Annotated in this window: 10 protein-coding genes; all 10 read left to right on the top strand. The window is 37.6% G+C overall.

Features of this window, described 5'->3' with window-relative positions:
• Nucleotides 1-219: 219 nt before the first annotated feature.
• The 10 genes from HGC4_RS06245 to HGC4_RS06200 all read left to right on the top strand — a co-directional run bounded on the left by HGC4_RS06245 (nt 220) and on the right by HGC4_RS06200 (nt 19,012).
• Nucleotides 220-1,137 carry a dihydrodipicolinate synthase family protein gene (locus HGC4_RS06245; RefSeq protein WP_050709265.1) on the top strand — a complete coding sequence of 306 codons (918 nt, stop codon included), beginning with the start codon at nt 220-222 and terminating at the stop codon, nt 1,135-1,137.
• 79 nt (nt 1,138-1,216) lie between these two features.
• A complete protein-coding gene (locus tag HGC4_RS06240) occupies nt 1,217-2,425 on the top strand; it encodes an AGE family epimerase/isomerase (protein WP_050709264.1) in 1,209 nt (402 codons plus the stop codon).
• Between the two features lie 30 nt (nt 2,426-2,455).
• Nucleotides 2,456-5,734, top strand: a complete 3,279-nt coding sequence (locus HGC4_RS06235) for a SusC/RagA family TonB-linked outer membrane protein (RefSeq protein WP_050709263.1) — start codon at nt 2,456-2,458, stop codon at nt 5,732-5,734.
• Nucleotides 5,735-5,846: 112 nt separating this feature from the next.
• Nucleotides 5,847-7,352 carry a SusD family outer membrane lipoprotein NanU gene (nanU, locus tag HGC4_RS06230; RefSeq protein ID WP_050709262.1) on the top strand — a complete coding sequence of 502 codons (1,506 nt, stop codon included), beginning with the start codon at nt 5,847-5,849 and terminating at the stop codon, nt 7,350-7,352.
• Nucleotides 7,353-7,568: 216 nt separating this feature from the next.
• Nucleotides 7,569-9,197: a sialidase family protein gene (locus HGC4_RS06225; protein WP_050709261.1), complete on the top strand. Its 1,629-nt coding sequence runs from the start codon at nt 7,569-7,571 to the stop codon at nt 9,195-9,197.
• Nucleotides 9,198-9,230: 33 nt separating this feature from the next.
• Nucleotides 9,231-11,243 carry a family 20 glycosylhydrolase gene (locus HGC4_RS06220; protein ID WP_050709260.1) on the top strand — a complete coding sequence of 671 codons (2,013 nt, stop codon included), beginning with the start codon at nt 9,231-9,233 and terminating at the stop codon, nt 11,241-11,243.
• Between the two features lie 12 nt (nt 11,244-11,255).
• Nucleotides 11,256-11,912, top strand: a complete 657-nt coding sequence (locus HGC4_RS06215; protein WP_050709259.1) for a GDSL-type esterase/lipase family protein — start codon at nt 11,256-11,258, stop codon at nt 11,910-11,912.
• Between the two features lie 8 nt (nt 11,913-11,920).
• The gene (locus HGC4_RS06210; protein WP_082204091.1) at nt 11,921-15,067 is read left to right on the top strand and encodes a cyclically-permuted mutarotase family protein; all 3,147 of its coding nucleotides are present in this window, start codon (nt 11,921-11,923) and stop codon (nt 15,065-15,067) included.
• 83 nt (nt 15,068-15,150) lie between these two features.
• Entirely contained in the window at nt 15,151-17,745 is a 2,595-nt protein-coding gene (galB, locus tag HGC4_RS06205; protein ID WP_050709258.1) for a beta-galactosidase GalB, read from the top strand.
• Nucleotides 17,746-17,770: 25 nt separating this feature from the next.
• Nucleotides 17,771-19,012, top strand: coding sequence for an MFS transporter (locus HGC4_RS06200; protein WP_050709257.1), 1,242 nt, complete (start codon nt 17,771-17,773; stop codon nt 19,010-19,012).
• Nucleotides 19,013-19,066: the final 54 nt, after the last annotated feature.

Here is a 19,066-nt window from a genome sequence, read left to right as displayed (position 1 = left end):
TGTTTGGGTTATGTTTTCCATTAATACAAATGTAGCAAAATATTGAATCAACATAGCAATAAATACATCGTTTGAAGAGCTTATTAAAGAAATAAATTAACCATCATTTCATTATTAACTAAAATATTTTATTAAATATGGTTGATTAAATTATTTTAATTAATATATTTGCGATATAACATTTCTTATACTATAATAATCTTAAAATACACAATCACTATGGAAAGAATAAAAGGTTTGATAAACGCACCATTTACTCCTTTTCTTGAAAATGGAGAAATAAACCTTGAACCGATAGAAGCTTACGGACACATGCTTGCTAAAAACGGACTGAAAGGTGTCTTCATCAATGGCTCATCAGGAGAAGGTTACCTACTTACTGATGACGAACGAAAACTAATAGCTGAAAGATGGGTAAAAACCGCACCCAAAGATTTTAAAGTAATAGTACACGTAGGCAGCACTTGCGTAAAATCGAGTTTCGAATTAGCTAAACATGCACAACAAATAGGTGCATGGGGCATAGGTGCAATGGCATCTCCATTTCCTAAAGTAGCGCGAATTGAAGAACTTGTAAAGTATTGCGAAGAAATTGCATGCGGATCTCCCCAACTACCTTTCTATTTCTATCATATTCCTGCATTCAACGGAGTTTATTTACCTATGGTTTCTTTTCTGGAAGCAGTAGATGGCCGTATTCCAAACTTTGCCGGAATAAAATACACTTACGAAAGTATATACGAATACAATCAGTGTCGATTATATAAAAATGGTAAGTTCGACATGTTACATGGGCAGGACGAAACCATATTACCATGTTTGGCAATGGGCGGAGCCGAAGGAGGAATAGGTGGAACAACAAACTACAACGGAAAAGCCTTGACCGAAATTATTTCTGCATGGAATGCCGGCAATCTCGAAAAAGCCAGAGAATTACAAAATTTCTCACAAGATGTAATAAACGTGATCTGCCATTACAGAGGAAATATTGTAGGCGGAAAAAGAATTATGAAACTGATAGGCTTAGATCTGGGTAAGAATCGTACCCCATTTCAGAATATGACTGATGAGGAAGAATCTAATATGAAAAAGGAACTAGAAAACATAAATTTCTTCGAGAGATGCAATAAGCTCTAAAAAACAGAACATCTTAAATACAAACAGTTTAGTCAACAATTTCATTGCTGACAGGATACTCTTATACACTTTTTAAATAATGACAGCGACAAATCAATACATAAAAGACTGGGCAGAAAGATATCGAAAAGATCTGATCGAAGATATAATGCCTTTTTGGTTAACCAACGGTTTAGACAAAGTAAACGGAGGCGTTTATACCTGCCTTAACAGAGATGGATCGCTGATTGATACCACAAAGTCTGTTTGGTTTCAAGGACGGTTTGCATTCGTCTGTGCTTTTGCATACAACACTATCGAAAGAAAACCCGAATGGTTGAAAGCATCTAAGCTAACAATCGATTTTATAGAAAAACATTGCTTTGATACCGATGGTCGAATGTTTTTTGAAGTAACCAATACAGGGCAACCAATAAGAAAACGCAGATATATATTTTCAGAAACATTTGCTGCCATAGCCATGTCTGAATATGCTATTGCTTCGGGTGATACTAGCTATGCAAAAAAAGCACTTGCCTTATTTAAGAATATGCTAAGACTAATAAACACACCCGGACTATTAGCTCCGAAGTACGAAAAAACAGTTGACATGCAAGGACATTCCCTTGTTATGATTCTTATAAATACAGCGAGCAGAATACGCGAAGCTATTAAAGACCCTAGCCTTGATACTCAGATCAACGAATCAATAGATTCTATTTGTAAAGATTTCATACATCCCGAATTTAAAGCTCTATTGGAAACCGTAGGACCTAACGGAGAATTTATAGACAGCACATTAGGAAGAACCATAAATCCGGGACATTGTATCGAAACCGCATGGTTTATATTGGAAGAAGCCAAATACCGAAATTGGGATGCTGAGATGGTTAAGACTGCTACAACTATTCTCGACTGGTCTTGGGAATGGGGCTGGGACAAAGAAAAAGGAGGAATAAGCAATTTTAAAGATTGCAAAAACCTGCCTCCTCAGGATTATTCGCACGACATGAAATTCTGGTGGCCTCAAACAGAAACTATCATAGCTACTCTATATGCTTATCAGGCAACAAAGAACCCGAAGTATCTAGAAATGCATAAGCAAATCAGCGATTATACTTATTCTCATTTTCCAGATAAGGAATACGGTGAATGGTTTGGCTATCTACATTATGACGGAACTGTATCTCAATCGGCTAAAGGCAATCTGTTTAAAGGACCTTTTCATATACCACGCATGATGATAAAATCGTATCAGATATGCCATGAAATAATTACGAGCAATATTACCTCTCCTCAATTATATTAACTTTTTTATTAAATCTAATTATTCACTTCTATGAGAAACTTTTTGGTATTATTATTTTGTTTGTGTTTATCCTTGCAGATAATAGCACAGACAAAGTCGATTACAGGAACTGTAGTTGACACAAATAATGAGCCTATTATCGGAGCAACGGTTACCGAAGTAGGATCAGCAAATGGAACAATGGTCGATATCGACGGACATTTCTCTCTCGAATTAGCTAAACCCGACAGCAAAATAACGGTTAGCTTTTTAGGATATAAATCTCAAACTATCTCACCACAAAATCAAAGCAACTTGCGGATTGTGATGCAAGAAGATTCACAAATTCTGGACGAAGTTATCATAACCGGATATGGAACCAGCCAGAAAAGATCGCTGATGAGTAACTCTATATCTAAATTAGATGACAAAGTTCTCAAAACATCGGTAATGGCAAATGCAGCTTCCTCTTTACAAGGTACAGTGAGTGGTCTGCGTGTAATAAATACTTCGGGAAAACCCGGTAGCAGCCCCAATATCGTATTAAGAGGTGGAGCTTCTATCAATAAACCTTTGGAAGGCCCTCTGGTTGTTATTGATGGAATTATACGTTCTTTGGACGATTTCAACCCTTCGGATATAGAATCGATTGAGGTATTAAAAGACGCTGCATCTACTGCTATCTACGGATCTCGTGCCAATAATGGAGTTATTCTTGTAACCACAAAAAAAGGAAAAGAAGGACAAGCACAAGTAGCCTACAAATTTAGAGGTGGACCTAGTTATGCTCGAAAAGGATATGACTTCCTTAATGCCGAAGATTATATATACTATAATCGTTTGGGATACAAACGTACCGGACGTGCCGGTATTGAGAATCAAAACGGATATGGCTTAAACTCAGGTGGGCTTTTCTCTATTGCTAAAATGACCAATGACAACAAGCAGTTATTAGGCGAGGGATGGAAATCTATGACTGACCCTTATGATGAAAGCCAAACTCTTATATTTAAAGATTATGGAGGACAAATGCGTGAAGATGCTTTCAACGATCCGGCATCTATGCAAGACCATTACTTAAGCTTCTCAGGAGGAACTGAAAAAGGTACATTTGCATCTACTCTTGGATACTACAAAGAAGACGGACAGGTTGTAGGTACAAATTATGAACGTTTTAGTGGAACTATTAACGGTTCGTACAAAATCAATTCCATATTAACAGTTAATGCGGGAGGTATATTCTCTCAATCGAGCTCACCTAATTTATGGACAGGTAATAACTCGGGTGAAACGGGTGAATTTGAATTATTCTACCGATCAATGAGTATTTGGCCTACATGGAATCCTTATGACGAAGATGGTAACCCAGCATCAGGTTTTAGCAAATCGGACGGTAACCCTTTATATTGGAAAGAAAAACTTAGCCGCAAAAATAAAACCAGAAAAACAACATTCAATATAGGAGCGCAATTAGAGCTAATACCTAAGAAACTCTTCTTGAATGAAAATAGCTCTTTGTACTATGTTGATTACCAATTCGAATCATTTGATAAGAAATTCCAGTTACAAAATCGTGCTACACCCGATAGTAATAGAGAATCTATGTTTAGATTAACCAAAAGCTATCAGGTACAACATAATGCAACATTAACATTCACAGAATCTTTTGCCAAAAAGCACAATTTAGATGCCATGATCGGGGGAGAGATATTTGAGAATAACTATTCTGAATTTTCGGCTGCCGGAAGAGGTGCTCCAAGTGATGACATCCCTACCCTAAACGTAGTTTCGGAGAAAACATCTATCTCGTCATCTAAAACAGATTATAAGATAGTATCGGCTTTCTCACGTATCAACTATAATTTCAACTATCGTTATATGCTGTCGCTTGTGGCTCGTTACGATGGTATATCTAAATTATCAGATAACCGTTGGGGATTCTTTCCCGGTATTTCGGGAGGATGGAATATGCACGAAGAAGCCTTCTTCAAAAATTCCAGTATCGAAAAAACAGTATCTGTTGTAAAACCACGTATAACTTATGGTACTAATGGTAATGTAAATGGTATTGGCAATTTTGATGTATACGGTATCTATAAAACTCAGACTGCATATAACGAGAATACAGGATTTCTAAATACAGGTGTTGTAAACAACAATCTGCGTTGGGAAAAAAGTAAAACTTTTGGTGTTGGACTTGATCTTGGACTTCTCCAGAACCGTATTTATCTGATATTCGATTACTATAATCGTAAAACAGAAGATTTGCTTACCGACCTTGATTTACCAGGCTATACAGGATTCGATTCATTTAAAACAAATTTGGGAACCATCCAAAACAGAGGTTTTGAGATAGAAGCAAAATTCAACATTCTGAATAATCCAAAAGGATTTAGCTGGGATTTTTCAGCCAATGCGGCATTTGTATCTAACAAGATACTCAAGTTACCCAATAACGGATTGGAAAATAACCGCCAAGGAGGGCATGAAATATATGACCCTAAAAGTGGCAAAAACATCTGGGCAGGAGGATATCAGGAAGGACAACAACTTGGTGAAATATATGCCTACAAGCATGAGCGTTTATTTACAGATTGGGATGATATAAAAGCAAATGCAGCTAATCGTTACGATGCTATTGGAGAATTATACGGGCCTGATGCATGGAATGCTCTAGCTAATAAAACTGGAAAACAGCAAATAGAACCGGGAGATGTGAAATGGGCAGATTTAAACAATGATGGAATCATAAATTCGTATGACAGAGTAAAAGTAGGAAACATTTTCCCTAACTGGACAGGAGGATTTTCATCGTCACTATCATTCAAAAACTTCTCACTCTATACTCGTTTCGACTTTGTCTTAGGTCACACTATTTATAATGATCTTAAAGCTCGTTCGCTAGGTCAATATCAAGGAACATTTAATATCATATCAGAAGTAAAAGATTCTTGGTCGGAAAGTAATCCAAATGCCAAATATCCTAAGTTCTATTATGCTGATCAATTATCAAAGAAAAATATTACACGTTCCAATAATGGAGGTACTGCCTTGCACAACAACAGTTCTCTGTTCTATGAAAAGGGAGATTACCTATCGTTGAGAGAACTTTCGCTAAGCTATAAATTGCCTAAAAGCCTAATCAGCAAAGCCTACATGAGCGATATGACACTTAGTGTAACCGGACAAAACCTCTTCTACATAACTGGTTATGACGGTACATCGCCCGAGCCGGCAGTAGATTATCAAGCGAATGGACGTGGCGGCATCGACAACGGACGTTATCCTGTTCCTAGAAGTATATTGTTTGGTATTCAAGTTGCATTTTAATGCCTAAAACCTATTTACAACTTTGGTAAGTATAATAATTATCGATTGTTATCAACCGAAAATATATCATTAAATACTTCTATTTACTTAATAACTAATAAATCAGAAAACAATGAAAAATATATTTTTATATATTCTGACATCGCTCTTCCTGCTAAGTGGATGTACAGATTTAGATATTGAGCCGACCAGCGAGATTACGGACAAAAACTATTGGAAGACCGAAGAACACTTCGATGCATTTATGTATGGTATGCACAGCAGATTTAGAACTCATGCTTGGAATTTCTTTTTAATGGGTGATGGACGAAGCGATATTTTTGGAGACCAAGCCTTTGGAGGTGAAGCTTCGCAAGGTATGGAAAGATTCCCCTTCAATACACTTAATATAGATAATCCGGGGATATCTAATTACGGTGGTTTCTATACAAATATCAATCAGGTTAATCTTTTCATCAAAAAAGCAAATGCAACCAATGTTCTAACGGATAATGCTAAGGCTTACTATTTGGGACAAGCTTACGCTATGCGCGCTTATTATTTCTTTCAACTATACCGCACATGGGGGGCTGCTGTTTATACAGAAGAACCAAGTGAGAGTTTCGAAATCGGAAAGCTCGACAAAGCAGCCACTCCTGCAAATGAGATTATGGAATATATCAAAAAAGATATAGATGCCTCTATAAACTCTTTTGGGAACGATTACTCTATAAAGGAACTTAAATCGTTGTGGTCTAAACCAGCAGCACTTATGCTGAAAGCAGAAGTATATTTATGGAGCAGTCGCCAGCTTAACGGAGGAACTGCAGATGCTGCAAAAGTAAAAGAAGCATTGCTTGATATTCAGAAGAATGTTCCCGAATTAGCTTTACAACCTAAGTACACCGACGTATTCGATTACAGTAAGAAAGGCAACAACGAAATTATTTTTGCAATTCACAATCAGTTAAACGAAGCTAATCTTTTAGGAGGAAGCTATGCATATAACCTACTTCCGGGAGATTTGTACCTACGTAATTATTACGATGAAACGGGAACAAAAATAAATACAGCAGTAGAAAACAACTTCGGTTTGATGCGTCTACAAATTAAAACAACCAACTATACGCGCTTCAATGATAAAGACTCACGTAAGAGAGCAATCATAAAAGGAGTATATGACTTTGTAGATGGTAAACTGACATTAGTAGGTACGTATCCTAAAAAATATCCGGGTACAATGAATGGAAGTGTACGCGTTGCCGCCGACGATTATCCGATCTATCGCTATGCAGATTTACTTTTGATGCTTGCAGAAGCGAAAGCAATATTAGGAGAAAATCCTGCGAACGAAATAAACGATGTTAGAAAACGTGCATACGGAGACAATTATGACAGCTCAATAGCATATCCTAATCAAGCAATAGATAAGAATATCAATGACGCTATATTGGAAGAGAGATTCTTTGAATTTATCCTCGAAGGAAAAAGATGGTACGATCTAAGACGCTTCGGAAACGAATATGTATTTAAACATACATTGGCCGACCCTCTAAACCCTCTTCGCTTGCTTTGGCCTATCGACAAAAGTACAATAACTAAAAATCCGGCATTGACTCAAACACCTGGATATGAATAAATAAAACCTTTCATAAAAGACTGCCTTGTGCAGGGCAGTCTTTTATGGTTAATCTCTCAGGCTTCTTTATCGTTTGGGTAAGCATACCAACAAATGATAGTTCTGATTCTGAGATACGACATTAGATATTTTCAGTTACTTATCAATAACAAGGCTGCTACCAGTAAAGGAAAGTGTTATATTTATAGAATATTCCTCGTTACTAAAAACAAAACCATGAAAAATTTATTCCTTAGCTTTTTTCTCTTATTATCACTTACAATAAATTCAGCAAGTGATACAGTTAAAATAAAAGCACCTCAAATTCCTATTCTAACCGACAGGCAAGACAATGTACTATTTTACATCCGATTGGATGCTGCAAACAGCAAAGTTCTAAACAACGTCAAAGTAAATCTTGACAAGGAGGTAAATCTGAATGAAATAAAATCAATCAAGTTATACTACAGCGGCACTGAATGTGTGCAACGTGAAGGCAAAACATTCTATGCCCCTGTACAATATATTTCTAAAGATGTGCCGGGAAATACTTTTGCAGCAAACAGTTCCTACTCTGTAAAGAAGACAGAATTAAGTACTCTCAAAAATGAGATTACACTTACAGCCGATCAGCCATTATTTCCGGGTATTAATTATTTCTGGGTAAGCATAGAGATGAAACCCAATGCCTCTTTACTTTCTAACGTACAGGCAAATATAACAGACGTTATTCTGGATAATAAATCAGCTATTATAGCTTTCGATAAAGAAAGATCGGTTAGCCGTAAATTAGGGATAGGCGTTCGCCATGCAGGAGACGACAAAGCTGCTGCTTATCGCATACCGGGTTTAGCAACTTCCAATAAAGGAACTATGCTTGGAGTATACGATGTACGCTATAATAATAGTGCAGACCTTCAAGAATATGTTCATGTAGGATTGAGCCGTAGTGTTGACAAAGGTCAAACATGGGAGCCAATGCGCATCATCATGGACTTTGACGAATACGGCGGACTACCTAAGGCTCAGAATGGTGTAGGCGATCCTGCAATTCTGGTTGATAAAACAACTGGTACTATTTGGGTCGTTGCAGCTTGGACTCACGGTATGGGCAATGGCAGAGCATGGTTTAACTCGCAACAAGGAATGGGTATAGACCAAACTGCTCAATTAGTAATGGTAAAAAGTGACGATGATGGCAAAACATGGTCAAAACCAATCAATGTTACACCTCAACTGAAAGACCCTTCATGGTATTTTCTTCTTCAAGGCCCTGGAAACGGTATCACCATGCAAGATGGAACAATCGTATTTGCAAGTCAATTTATAGACTCCGAAAGAATACCCAATGCCGGAATCATATACAGTAAAGACCATGGTAAAACATGGCAAACACATAATTATGCACGAACGAACACTACCGAAGCACAAGTAGTAGAAATAGAACCGGGCGTGCTAATGCTAAATATGAGAGACAACAGAGGAGGAAGCCGTGCAGTAGCGACAACCAAAGACATGGGAAAAACATGGACGGAACACCCATCGTCTCGCTCAGCATTGCAAGAGCCTGTTTGCATGGCTAGTATCATAAAAGTAGCAGCTAAAGACAATGTATTAAAGAAAGATATACTATTATTCTCAAACCCAAATACAACAAAGGAGCGAAAAGATATAACTATCAAAGCAAGTTTAGATGGTGGAAACACATGGTTACCCGAGCAGCAGATCTTACTTGATGAGGATTACAGTTGGGGATACTCATGCCTTTCGATGATTGACAAAGAAACAGTAGGCATATTCTATGAAAGCAGTGTGGCTCACATGACTTTTCAAGCAATAAAACTTTCGGATATAATCAAGAAATGAGTTTATAGCCTCAGTTAACTATAATCACTCACTATGAAACATATACAGTTCCCGTTTCTGTTCTTATTTTTATTATTCTGTTCCGCCTATGCCTATGGCGGAATAGGCCAATTATTGCCTAAACCTCAGAATATTAAAAAGAACAATAATTACTTTCAGATGGATAAAGTGTATCTGTCCACTCCTGTATTAGAAAAAGAGTGGACAGACTTTATCTCCTCAACGGGAGGTCAGATTGTAAAACAGAGCGAGAAAAAGATAGAAGTAATATTGGTTGATGATATTCCAACAGCCCTTTACAACAAAGACGAAGCATATACTTTAACTGTAACCAAGAATAAAATAAAGGTTGAATCTATTTCTCAAAAAGGCGTATACTGGGCAATACAAACACTACGCCAACTACAAGTCGAAGGCAAAGTTAAACCGACGTTCGAAGGATGTGAGATTATCGATTATCCTGCTTTCAGGATAAGAGGATTTATGCAGGATGTAGGACGTACCTACATTTCGATGGAAGAACTGAAAAGGGAAATCGCTATTCTCTCTCAGTACAAGATAAATGTATTTCATTGGCATTTGACCGAAGATTTGGGATGGAGGCTCGAAAGCAAGATATTTCCAATGCTTAATGACAGTATCAATTATCAACGTATGCCCGGTCGATATTATACATTAGAAGAAGCTCGCGAGTTAGTTGAATTTTGTAAACAACACAATGTATTACTTATTCCTGAAATAGATATGCCCGGTCATAGTCTGGCATTTCGAAAAGCATTTCGTCACGATATGCAGAGCAAAGAAGGAATGACTATTCTCAAACTATTGATGGATGAGGTCTGCGAGACTTTCGATGTCCCCTATATTCACATTGGGACTGATGAAATAGAGTTTACTAATCCCGATTTTGTACCCGAAATGATCGCCTATATCCGTAACAAGGAAAAGAAAGTTATTTCGTGGAATCCCGGGTGGAATTACAGACCGGGAGAGATAGATATGACACAGCTTTGGAGCTATAGAGGGAAAGCTCAAGAAGGCATCCCTGCCATTGATTCAAAGTTTCATTACATAAATCATTTCGATGCTTTTGCTGATATAATATCCTTATATAACAGTAAGATTTTGAATAAAGAGTATGGTGATAGGGATCACGCCGGCAGCATAATAGGTATGTGGCACGATAGATATGTAACATCTGAATATGATTTACTTATTCAGAATGGCTTCTATCCCTCAATACTAGCTTTAGCTGAACGTGCTTGGCTGGGTGGAGGGTATGAGTACTTTGATAAGAATGGGACTATGTTGCCCAAAGAAGATTCTCCCGAATTTAGATCGTTTCAAGATTTCGAAAACAGACTGCTCTGGCATAAGGCAAATAACTTTAAAGGGTATCCTTTTGCTTATGTTAAACAAACAAATGTAAAGTGGCGCATAACCGATGCTTTTCCGAATGAAGGAGAATTAGCTAAAGTATTTCCTCCCGAAGAAGTAGAATTGAACAACACATATCAGTATCAGGGGGAAACATATAACACCAGAGAGGCTACGGGAGCAGCTATTTACTTACGTCATGTTTGGGGAACTTTTGTTCCAACATTTTATAAAGATCCTCAACCCGATCATACTGCATATGCGTATACATATGTGTACTCAGATAAGAAGCAGCATGTCGGATTATGGATAAATTTCCAGAATTACAGCTGTTCAGAAAAAGATCTGCCTCCTCCACAAGGCAAGTGGGATTATAGAGAAAGTAAAATCTGGATTAATAACAATAAAATTCATCCCCCTAAATGGCTATCGAATCACACAGAAAAGTCAAATGAAACACCTTTAACAAACGAAAATTTCGAAGTTAGAGAACCCATATCAATTACTCTAAATAAAGGTTGGAACAAAGTTTTACTAAAATTACCTGTTGGTAAGTTCTCTACTCACGAGGTACGACTTGTAAAGTGGATGTTTACCTGCGTTTTTGTAACACCAGACGGAAATAAGTCTGTAGATGGATTAATCTATTCGCCAGACAAAAAGATATAAGGTCTTTTATTTATGAAAAACACGATTATTTTTATATGTATTTTTCTCTCTTTGAATGGTTTTGCCCAACAGCGTAAGTATTCTACGTTTTATGAACAAAGAACTTCACTGTTTGAAGAACTATCCATATCGCCGCACGATATTATTTTTCTGGGAAATAGTATTACAAACGGTGCTGAGTGGGCAGAACTGTTCAATAATGATAAAGTTAAGAACAGAGGCATCAGTGGAGACATTGCCGCTGGAGTCTATGATCGACTTGAAATGATAACAAAAAACAAGCCTGCCAAAATATTTTTAATGATAGGCATTAATGATATTGCAAGAGGTACGACAGCAGATTCTATCACAATGAATTTTGAACGGATTATAGACAAAATAAAAGAAGAATCGCCATCAACGCGAATTTATATACAAAGTATATTACCTGTGAATCCTGATTTTGGGATGTTTCAAGGTCATATGAAACCAGAAGTAATAAAAGAAGTAAATACCAGATTGTGTGACATAGCAACTACACACAATATTATATATATAGATCTGTATTCACTTTTTAAAGAAAATAATACGGATAAAATGAACCCAGCCTATACCAACGATGGTTTACACCTATTGGGAGCAGGTTATATATTGTGGCATAAAATAATACTGCCTTATGTAAACGAATAAGCAAAGCGATGAAAAAAACTTTAGTTCTATTCCTTTTCGTCCTTTTTAGCCTGTCACAATATGCACAGACTAAAATAAAAATAAGTTGCATTGGTAATAGTGTGACATACGGCGCCCTATTGCCCGAAAGGGAAAAGAATGCTTATCCATATCAGTTACAACAGATGTTGGGCGGTAAATACGAAGTCCGAAATTTTGGATATAGTGGAGCTACACTTCTCAGCAAAGGACATAAACCTTACATAAAACAACAAGTTTATCAGGATGCACTAGATTATGCTGCTGATATAGTTATCATTCATTTGGGACTCAATGATACAGATCCGCGTAACTGGCCAAATTACAAAGATGACTTTTTTAGAGATTATATAAATCTGATTGACTCTTTTAGAAAGGTAAATCCACATAATAAAATATGGATATGCGGTCTATCCCCCATTGGAGACAGTCATCCCCGTTTCCGATCGGGCACACGAGATTGGTACCAAGAAATACAAAATACAATAGAACGGATAGCAAGCTATTCGAATGTAGGACTTATCGATTTACAAGCAAAATTATATAACCTCCCCCATTTATTACCCGATGCACTTCATCCTAATATCGAAGGTGCAGGCATCTTAGCTCAAACAGTCTATTCTGCACTTACGGGTGATTATGGAGGTCTACAGATGCCAGTAATATATTCGGATAATATGGTTCTTCAGCGCAACATTCCTCTCAAAATAAAAGGAATTGCAGATGCAGGAGAAGAAGTAAGGGTACAAATAGACAGACAAGATAGGAAAACTACACCTCAAACAGACGGCATGTGGTCGATAACGCTTGACCCTATGGTAGCAGGTGGTCCTTACAATTTAAAAATATCAACTAAAAAACGCTCTTTACAATATACGAATGTAATGGTAGGCGAAGTATGGCTCTGTTCAGGACAATCTAATATGGCATTCATGCTTAACGAAGATATTTCGGGAAACGAGAGCATTAAAAATGCAGACAATAATTTAATTCGATTGTTTGACATGAAACCCCGCTGGAACACTAATGCTGTTGAATGGGACAAAAATGTTCTCGACTCAATCAACAACTTAGAATATTACAAAACTACTCATTGGAATATTTGCACAAGCGACAATGTTGGCAATTTTTCTGCCATAGCCTATTATTTCGGAAAGGCGTTGGCAGACAGTTTAAAAGTACCAATCGGATTAATACATAACTCCGTAGGTGGCTCTCCAACAGAATCGTGGATAGACAGGCACACTCTGGAATATGAGTTCCCCGATATACTAAGTGATTGGACAAAAAACGATTTCATACAAGATTGGGTAAGAGAACGAGCGTCTTTGAATATAAAACAAGCCGAAAATAAATTACAGCGTCACCCATACGCACCATGTTATCTCTTTGAAGCAGGTATTATTCCATTGGAACAATATTCTATTAAGGGTGTCATTTGGTATCAGGGGGAATCTAATGCTCACAATATAGAAACACATGAGAAATTATTTCCGCTCTTAACAGAGAGTTGGCGTAAGAATTGGCATAATACTCAACTACCCGTTTATTACGTTCAGTTATCGAGCCTCAACCGACCTTCATGGACTTGGTTCAGAGATTCGCAACGTAGATTGATGGATAAAATACCTAATATACATATGGTTGTATCGAGCGACAAAGGTGATTCGCTAGATGTGCATCCAAGAAATAAAAAACCAATAAGTGGAAGACTTGCTTTTCAAGCTCTATATAATACTTACAATCGAAAAAATATAATTCCATCGGGACCTATTTACAGATCGGTAACGTTCAAAAATGGAGCCGCATATATTTCTTTTGATTACTCAGATGGAATGCATTCTTCAGATGAAAAAGAACTCCAAACATTTGAAATAGCCGAAATAGAAGGACTTTATTTTCCAGCCAAAGCTATAGTTGAAAATAATACGATTAAAGTGTGGTCTAAAGATATCAAATCACCACAATATGTACGCTATGGATGGCAACCTTTTACACGTGCAAATCTAGTGAATAAAGCCAATCTGCCTGCTTCAACTTTTAAAACCGAAAACGATATGAGAACAATTGCAAATTGTAAACCACTACCCGATCTACCTATTCAAGGAGGAGTGTCAGCTCCCTTTACCGGAATCTACGAAGACAAATTAATTGTTGTCGGAGGGTGTAATTTCCCCGAAACACCTGCATCACAAGGAGGTGTAAAAGCATTTTACAATGACGTTTTTGTGCTCGACATATCCGATAATTCAACGAATACATCATGGATAAAATGCGAAGCACTTCCCTACGAAGCTGCATACGGAGCTTCTGTCTCCACACCCAAAGGACTGGTTTGTATTGGTGGACAAAACAAAGACGGTTCGTTAACTAACGTAACCCTTATTAAGTATGACGTAGATTCTATTATCTTTACAGAACTACCTCAATTACCAACAGGTCTTTTCAACGGAGGTGCATCCCTTATCGGCTCAACAATATATGTTACGGGAGGGGTAAGCAGTAGCAAAACAAAAGGATTCATCTTTACTCTTGATTTAGAGAAATTAGAAAATGGATGGACACAAATTACAATACCAACAGACTATGAGCGTCAACAACCCGTTGTAGTTGCGCAAAATGGTCAGCTATTTGTTGCAGGAGGTTATAATGAAGCAGAGGCTAAAGTTTTTACGGACGTAATAAGATATAACCCTGAGAAAAAACAATGGGATCCTATTTCTGAAATTAATGCAGGAAATAACGCCATAAAAACACTTGTTGGTGCAGCCGGAGTTCCCTATAAAGCAGATCAGATTCTATTTATGGGAGGAGTTAATTACGACCTTTTTTCATCGGCATTAAAACGGATCAAGAAAACTAAAGAAGCACAAGAAAGTGGAGATACTTCATTGGCTGATTCTCTTAAACTAGTAGGAAAAGAATACATGAGCCAAGAGATTAGCTGGTATAAATTCGAAACAGAATTGATATCACTCGATCTCAAAACCAATAATTGGGAAACACTCGGCGAGTTTCCACAATTGGCTCGTGCAGGAGCAGGCGTTGCTATCTGGAAAAACAAAATCTATATTGTCTGTGGTGAATTGAAACCGGGAATCCGTACAGCAGAAGTAAATTGTATTACTATTAACTAAGATTACAGCTACTTTGTAAGTCGTAACAGAAATAGAACTCTAAAGCAGATTACTTAAAATTGTCATTTACTTAAACATACCATATGAAACATTACTATCTATTAATTATTTGTCTTTTATTTCTTGGACAGAATCTTTCGTCCAGAGATAGAGTATTACTTAATGAAGGTTGGCGATTTAAGAAACTCGACTCTACTGAGATAAATCACACGCTCGACTATGAAAAAATAAAACAATGGGTTCTTCCTTCGGGAAATAAATTCCTTGTAAAATCAAATAAGCCACAAAAACCAACAGCAAACCTTGATGGTGGAAAGTACGCCCAATACGATTATGATGACAGTAGTTGGAGACAATTAAATCTTCCTCACGATTGGGGAATCGAAGGTCCGTTTGTACAGGAATACCCCGGAGAAACAGCCAAATTACCGTGGTTCGGAGTATCGTGGTATCGCAAAAATTTAGACATAAATGCATCTGATGCAGGAAAACAATTTTATCTGGATGTAGACGGAGCCATGTCTTTTTCTACAATTTGGTGTAATGGACATTTTGTTGGAGGCTGGCCTTATGGCTATGCATCTTACCGTATAGATTTGACTCCCTATATTAAAGCAGGAGAAAAAAATGTGATTGCAATACGTCTCGACAATCCCGATGAATCTTCCCGATGGTATCCCGGAGGAGGTATCTATCGCAATATTTGGCTAACTAAGACCAATCCCGTAAGCATTGCTCAATGGGGTACATTTATTACAGCTACAGATATCAGTAAAGAGAAAGCCACTTTGAATCTGAAGATGAACATAGATAATGTTAACTCGGCAAAAAATCAGATAAATGTAAAAACCGAAATATATAATGTAGACAAACAAGGTAATCCAACGGGCAAGCCTCTTGTTATTGATAATACCCCTCTACAACTATCGGGTAAAGAGAGTCAACTTGAAAAATCGCTGACTTTAAAACAACCTATTTTATGGGATATAGATAATCCTCATCTGTATGTAGCATCAATCACACTACAAAAAAACGGAAAAGCAATAGATACATACAATACTGTTTTTGGAGTAAGAACCATTGAGTTTAAAGCAAACGATGGTTTTCATTTGAATGGTAGACGCGTTAGACTGCAAGGTGTATGTATGCACCACGATTTAGGAGCATTAGGTGCAGCTTTCAACTACCGAGCTATGGAGCGTCAGTTAGAAATTCTTCAAGAAATGGGTGTAAACGCCATCCGTACGTCACACAATCCACCTGCACCCGAAATGCTCGATCTATGCGACAAAATGGGATTTCTTGTTATAGACGAATTTATAGATACATGGGTAGTTCCTAAAAAGAAAAACGGCTATGCTATCTTATTTAACGATTGGCATGAACAAGACCTAAGAGCATTTATGCAACGTGACAGAAATCACCCGAGTATAATCATGTGGAGTACAGGAAATGAAGTAGGCGAACAAGGCTCTGCCGATGGTATTCGCATTTCTAATCTCCTTACTTCTATTGTTCACGAAGAAGACCCAAGCCGTCCGGCAACAATAGGATGCGACAATCCGAATGCAGCCTTCAACGGTTTTGAAAATACAACAGATATATTCGGCTTTAATTATAAGCCTCATCTATATTCTAAATTTAGTGCAGATCGTCCAAACATTCCATTCTATGGAAGCGAAACAGCATCATGTATAAGCACTCGTGGCGAATATCTATTCCCCGTAGACGATGATAAAAGCGGAGGTAAAATAGGATTCCAAATGAGTTCTTACGATCTATATGCTCCCGATTGGGCATCACCTCCCGATACTGAGTTTAAGGGACAAGATCAGGCTAAAGCCAATGCCGGAGAGTTTGTATGGACTGGATTTGACTATCTGGGAGAACCTACCCCATTCACCAGAGACTTGACCGTTCTAACAAATTATCATGACCCTATTGAACGTGCTAAAGCCGAACAAGCTCTAAAAGAAATGGGCAAAATAGAAGTACCTTCTCGTAGTTCTTATTTTGGAATTGTAGATTTAGCTGGCTTCAAGAAAGACCGTTTTTATATCTATCAGGCACGCTGGCGCCCCGATCTTCCTATGGCTCATATTCTTCCACATTGGAATTGGTCTGAAAGAATAGGTCAAGTAACACCCGTTCATGTATATACTTCGGGCGATTCAGCAGAATTATTTCTGAATGGAAAGTCATTAGGTAAAAAGAAAAAAGGAGAATACGAATATCGTTTGCGATGGGATGATGTGGTTTACGAACCAGGTGTTATTGAAGTTATTGCATACAAAGACAATAAAGTATGGGCATCCGATAAAATAAAAACCAGTGGAGATGCTTATCAATTAAAAGTGGAAGCTGATAGAAACACAATGAAAGCCGATGGGCAGGACTTGATATATGTAACTGTAGAAATCAAAGATAAAGATGGTATTTTTGTACCTCGAGCTAACAATCTGGTACAATTTGAATTATCTGGAAATGGAGAAATAGTTGCCACTGATAATGGAGACCCTACCAGTCATGAACCTTTTCAGAATAAAAATATAAAAGCTTTTAATGGTAAATGCCTTGTTATTATTCGTTCCATAAAAGGGCAAACGGGCAATATTCAATTAAAAGCTATTTCAGAAGGACTGAAAAATGAGACTATAAACCTTAAATCGATAGATTAGAGTCGATTAAACACTATTTAAAACTATGAAATTAGAAAATAGAACAATCTACCCATGGGTTGTCGTGGCATTGCTATGGGTTGTTGCACTGCTAAACTATATGGATAGGCAGATGCTATCGACCATGCGAGATGCCATGATGATAGATATTACGGAATTAGAATCGGCTGCAAACTTCGGTCGTCTGATGGCGATATTCTTATGGACTTACGGACTAATGAGCCCTGTTGCAGGAATAATAGCCGACAAGATTAGCCGCAAATGGCTAATAGTAAGTAGCCTTTTCGTCTGGTCTCTGGTTACACTCTTGATGGGATATGCTACCAGCTTCGATCAACTGTATGCCCTTAGAGCATTAATGGGGTTGAGTGAGGCTCTTTATATTCCTGCGGGACTATCGTTAATAGCCGATTTTCATTCCAATAAAACCCGATCTCTAGCAGTTGGCATACATATGACAGGCTTATATACAGGTCAGGCAATTGGCGGTTTTGGTGCAACTGTAGCAAAAGCATACTCATGGGAAGCAACCTTTCATTGGTTTGGTATCGTTGGTGTTATATATAGCATTATACTAATTCTTTTCCTTAGAGATAAGAAAACCGTAGAACAACCCGTAAAAACAGAGAAGCCAACAGAAAAAATACCCATATTCAAGGGGCTGACTATGCTAGCTGCAAATGTCTGGTTCTGGGTTATTTTATTATATTTTGCAACACCTAGCTTACCAGGTTGGGCAACTAAAAACTGGCTCCCTACCCTATTCTCTTCGAATCTGTCAATTGATATGGCACATGCCGGTCCCATGTCTACTATTACCATAGCTGTATCTTCTTTCATTGGGGTTATTCTTGGAGGAATATTATCCGACAAATGGGTACAAAAAAACATAAAAGGACGTATCTATACGGGTGCAATAGGATTGGGATTGACTATACCTTCTTTGCTTTTCTTAGGATTCGGTCATAATTTACCTATGATTATCGGAGGAGCTTTATGCTTCGGCTTCGGATATGGAATGTTTGATGCTAATAATATGCCTATACTTTGTCAGTTTGTATCGTCCAAATATCGAGGTACTGTTTATGGTATCATGAATATGACGGGTGTATTTGCAGGAGCATTTATCACCAATCTCCTAGGTAAATCAACCGATTCGGGAACTCTTGGAACTGACTTCGCCATGTTGAGTATTCTTGTGTTTATAGTGCTTTGCGTTCAATTGTTATTCTTAAAACCCAAAGTTGCTAATATGGAAGAATCATAAAAAACCTCATAAACAGTAAGCGGCTGATATTTGGAAATATCAGCCGCTTACTGT

Source organism: Dysgonomonas sp. HGC4, from assembly GCF_001261715.1.
Taxonomy (GTDB): Bacteria; Bacteroidota; Bacteroidia; order Bacteroidales; family Dysgonomonadaceae; genus Dysgonomonas_A.
This window is presented reverse-complemented; position numbering and strand designations above follow the sequence as displayed.

Coding starts and splice junctions, on each gene's coding strand:
- HGC4_RS06245 (WP_050709265.1), top strand. CDS start 220: ATGGAAAGAATAAAAGGTTTGATAAACGCACCATTTACTCCTTTTCTT.
- HGC4_RS06240 (WP_050709264.1), top strand. CDS start 1,217: ATGACAGCGACAAATCAATACATAAAAGACTGGGCAGAAAGATATCGA.
- HGC4_RS06235 (WP_050709263.1), top strand. CDS start 2,456: ATGAGAAACTTTTTGGTATTATTATTTTGTTTGTGTTTATCCTTGCAG.
- nanU (WP_050709262.1), top strand. CDS start 5,847: ATGAAAAATATATTTTTATATATTCTGACATCGCTCTTCCTGCTAAGT.
- HGC4_RS06225 (WP_050709261.1), top strand. CDS start 7,569: ATGAAAAATTTATTCCTTAGCTTTTTTCTCTTATTATCACTTACAATA.
- HGC4_RS06220 (WP_050709260.1), top strand. CDS start 9,231: ATGAAACATATACAGTTCCCGTTTCTGTTCTTATTTTTATTATTCTGT.
- HGC4_RS06215 (WP_050709259.1), top strand. CDS start 11,256: ATGAAAAACACGATTATTTTTATATGTATTTTTCTCTCTTTGAATGGT.
- HGC4_RS06210 (WP_082204091.1), top strand. CDS start 11,921: ATGAAAAAAACTTTAGTTCTATTCCTTTTCGTCCTTTTTAGCCTGTCA.
- galB (WP_050709258.1), top strand. CDS start 15,151: ATGAAACATTACTATCTATTAATTATTTGTCTTTTATTTCTTGGACAG.
- HGC4_RS06200 (WP_050709257.1), top strand. CDS start 17,771: ATGAAATTAGAAAATAGAACAATCTACCCATGGGTTGTCGTGGCATTG.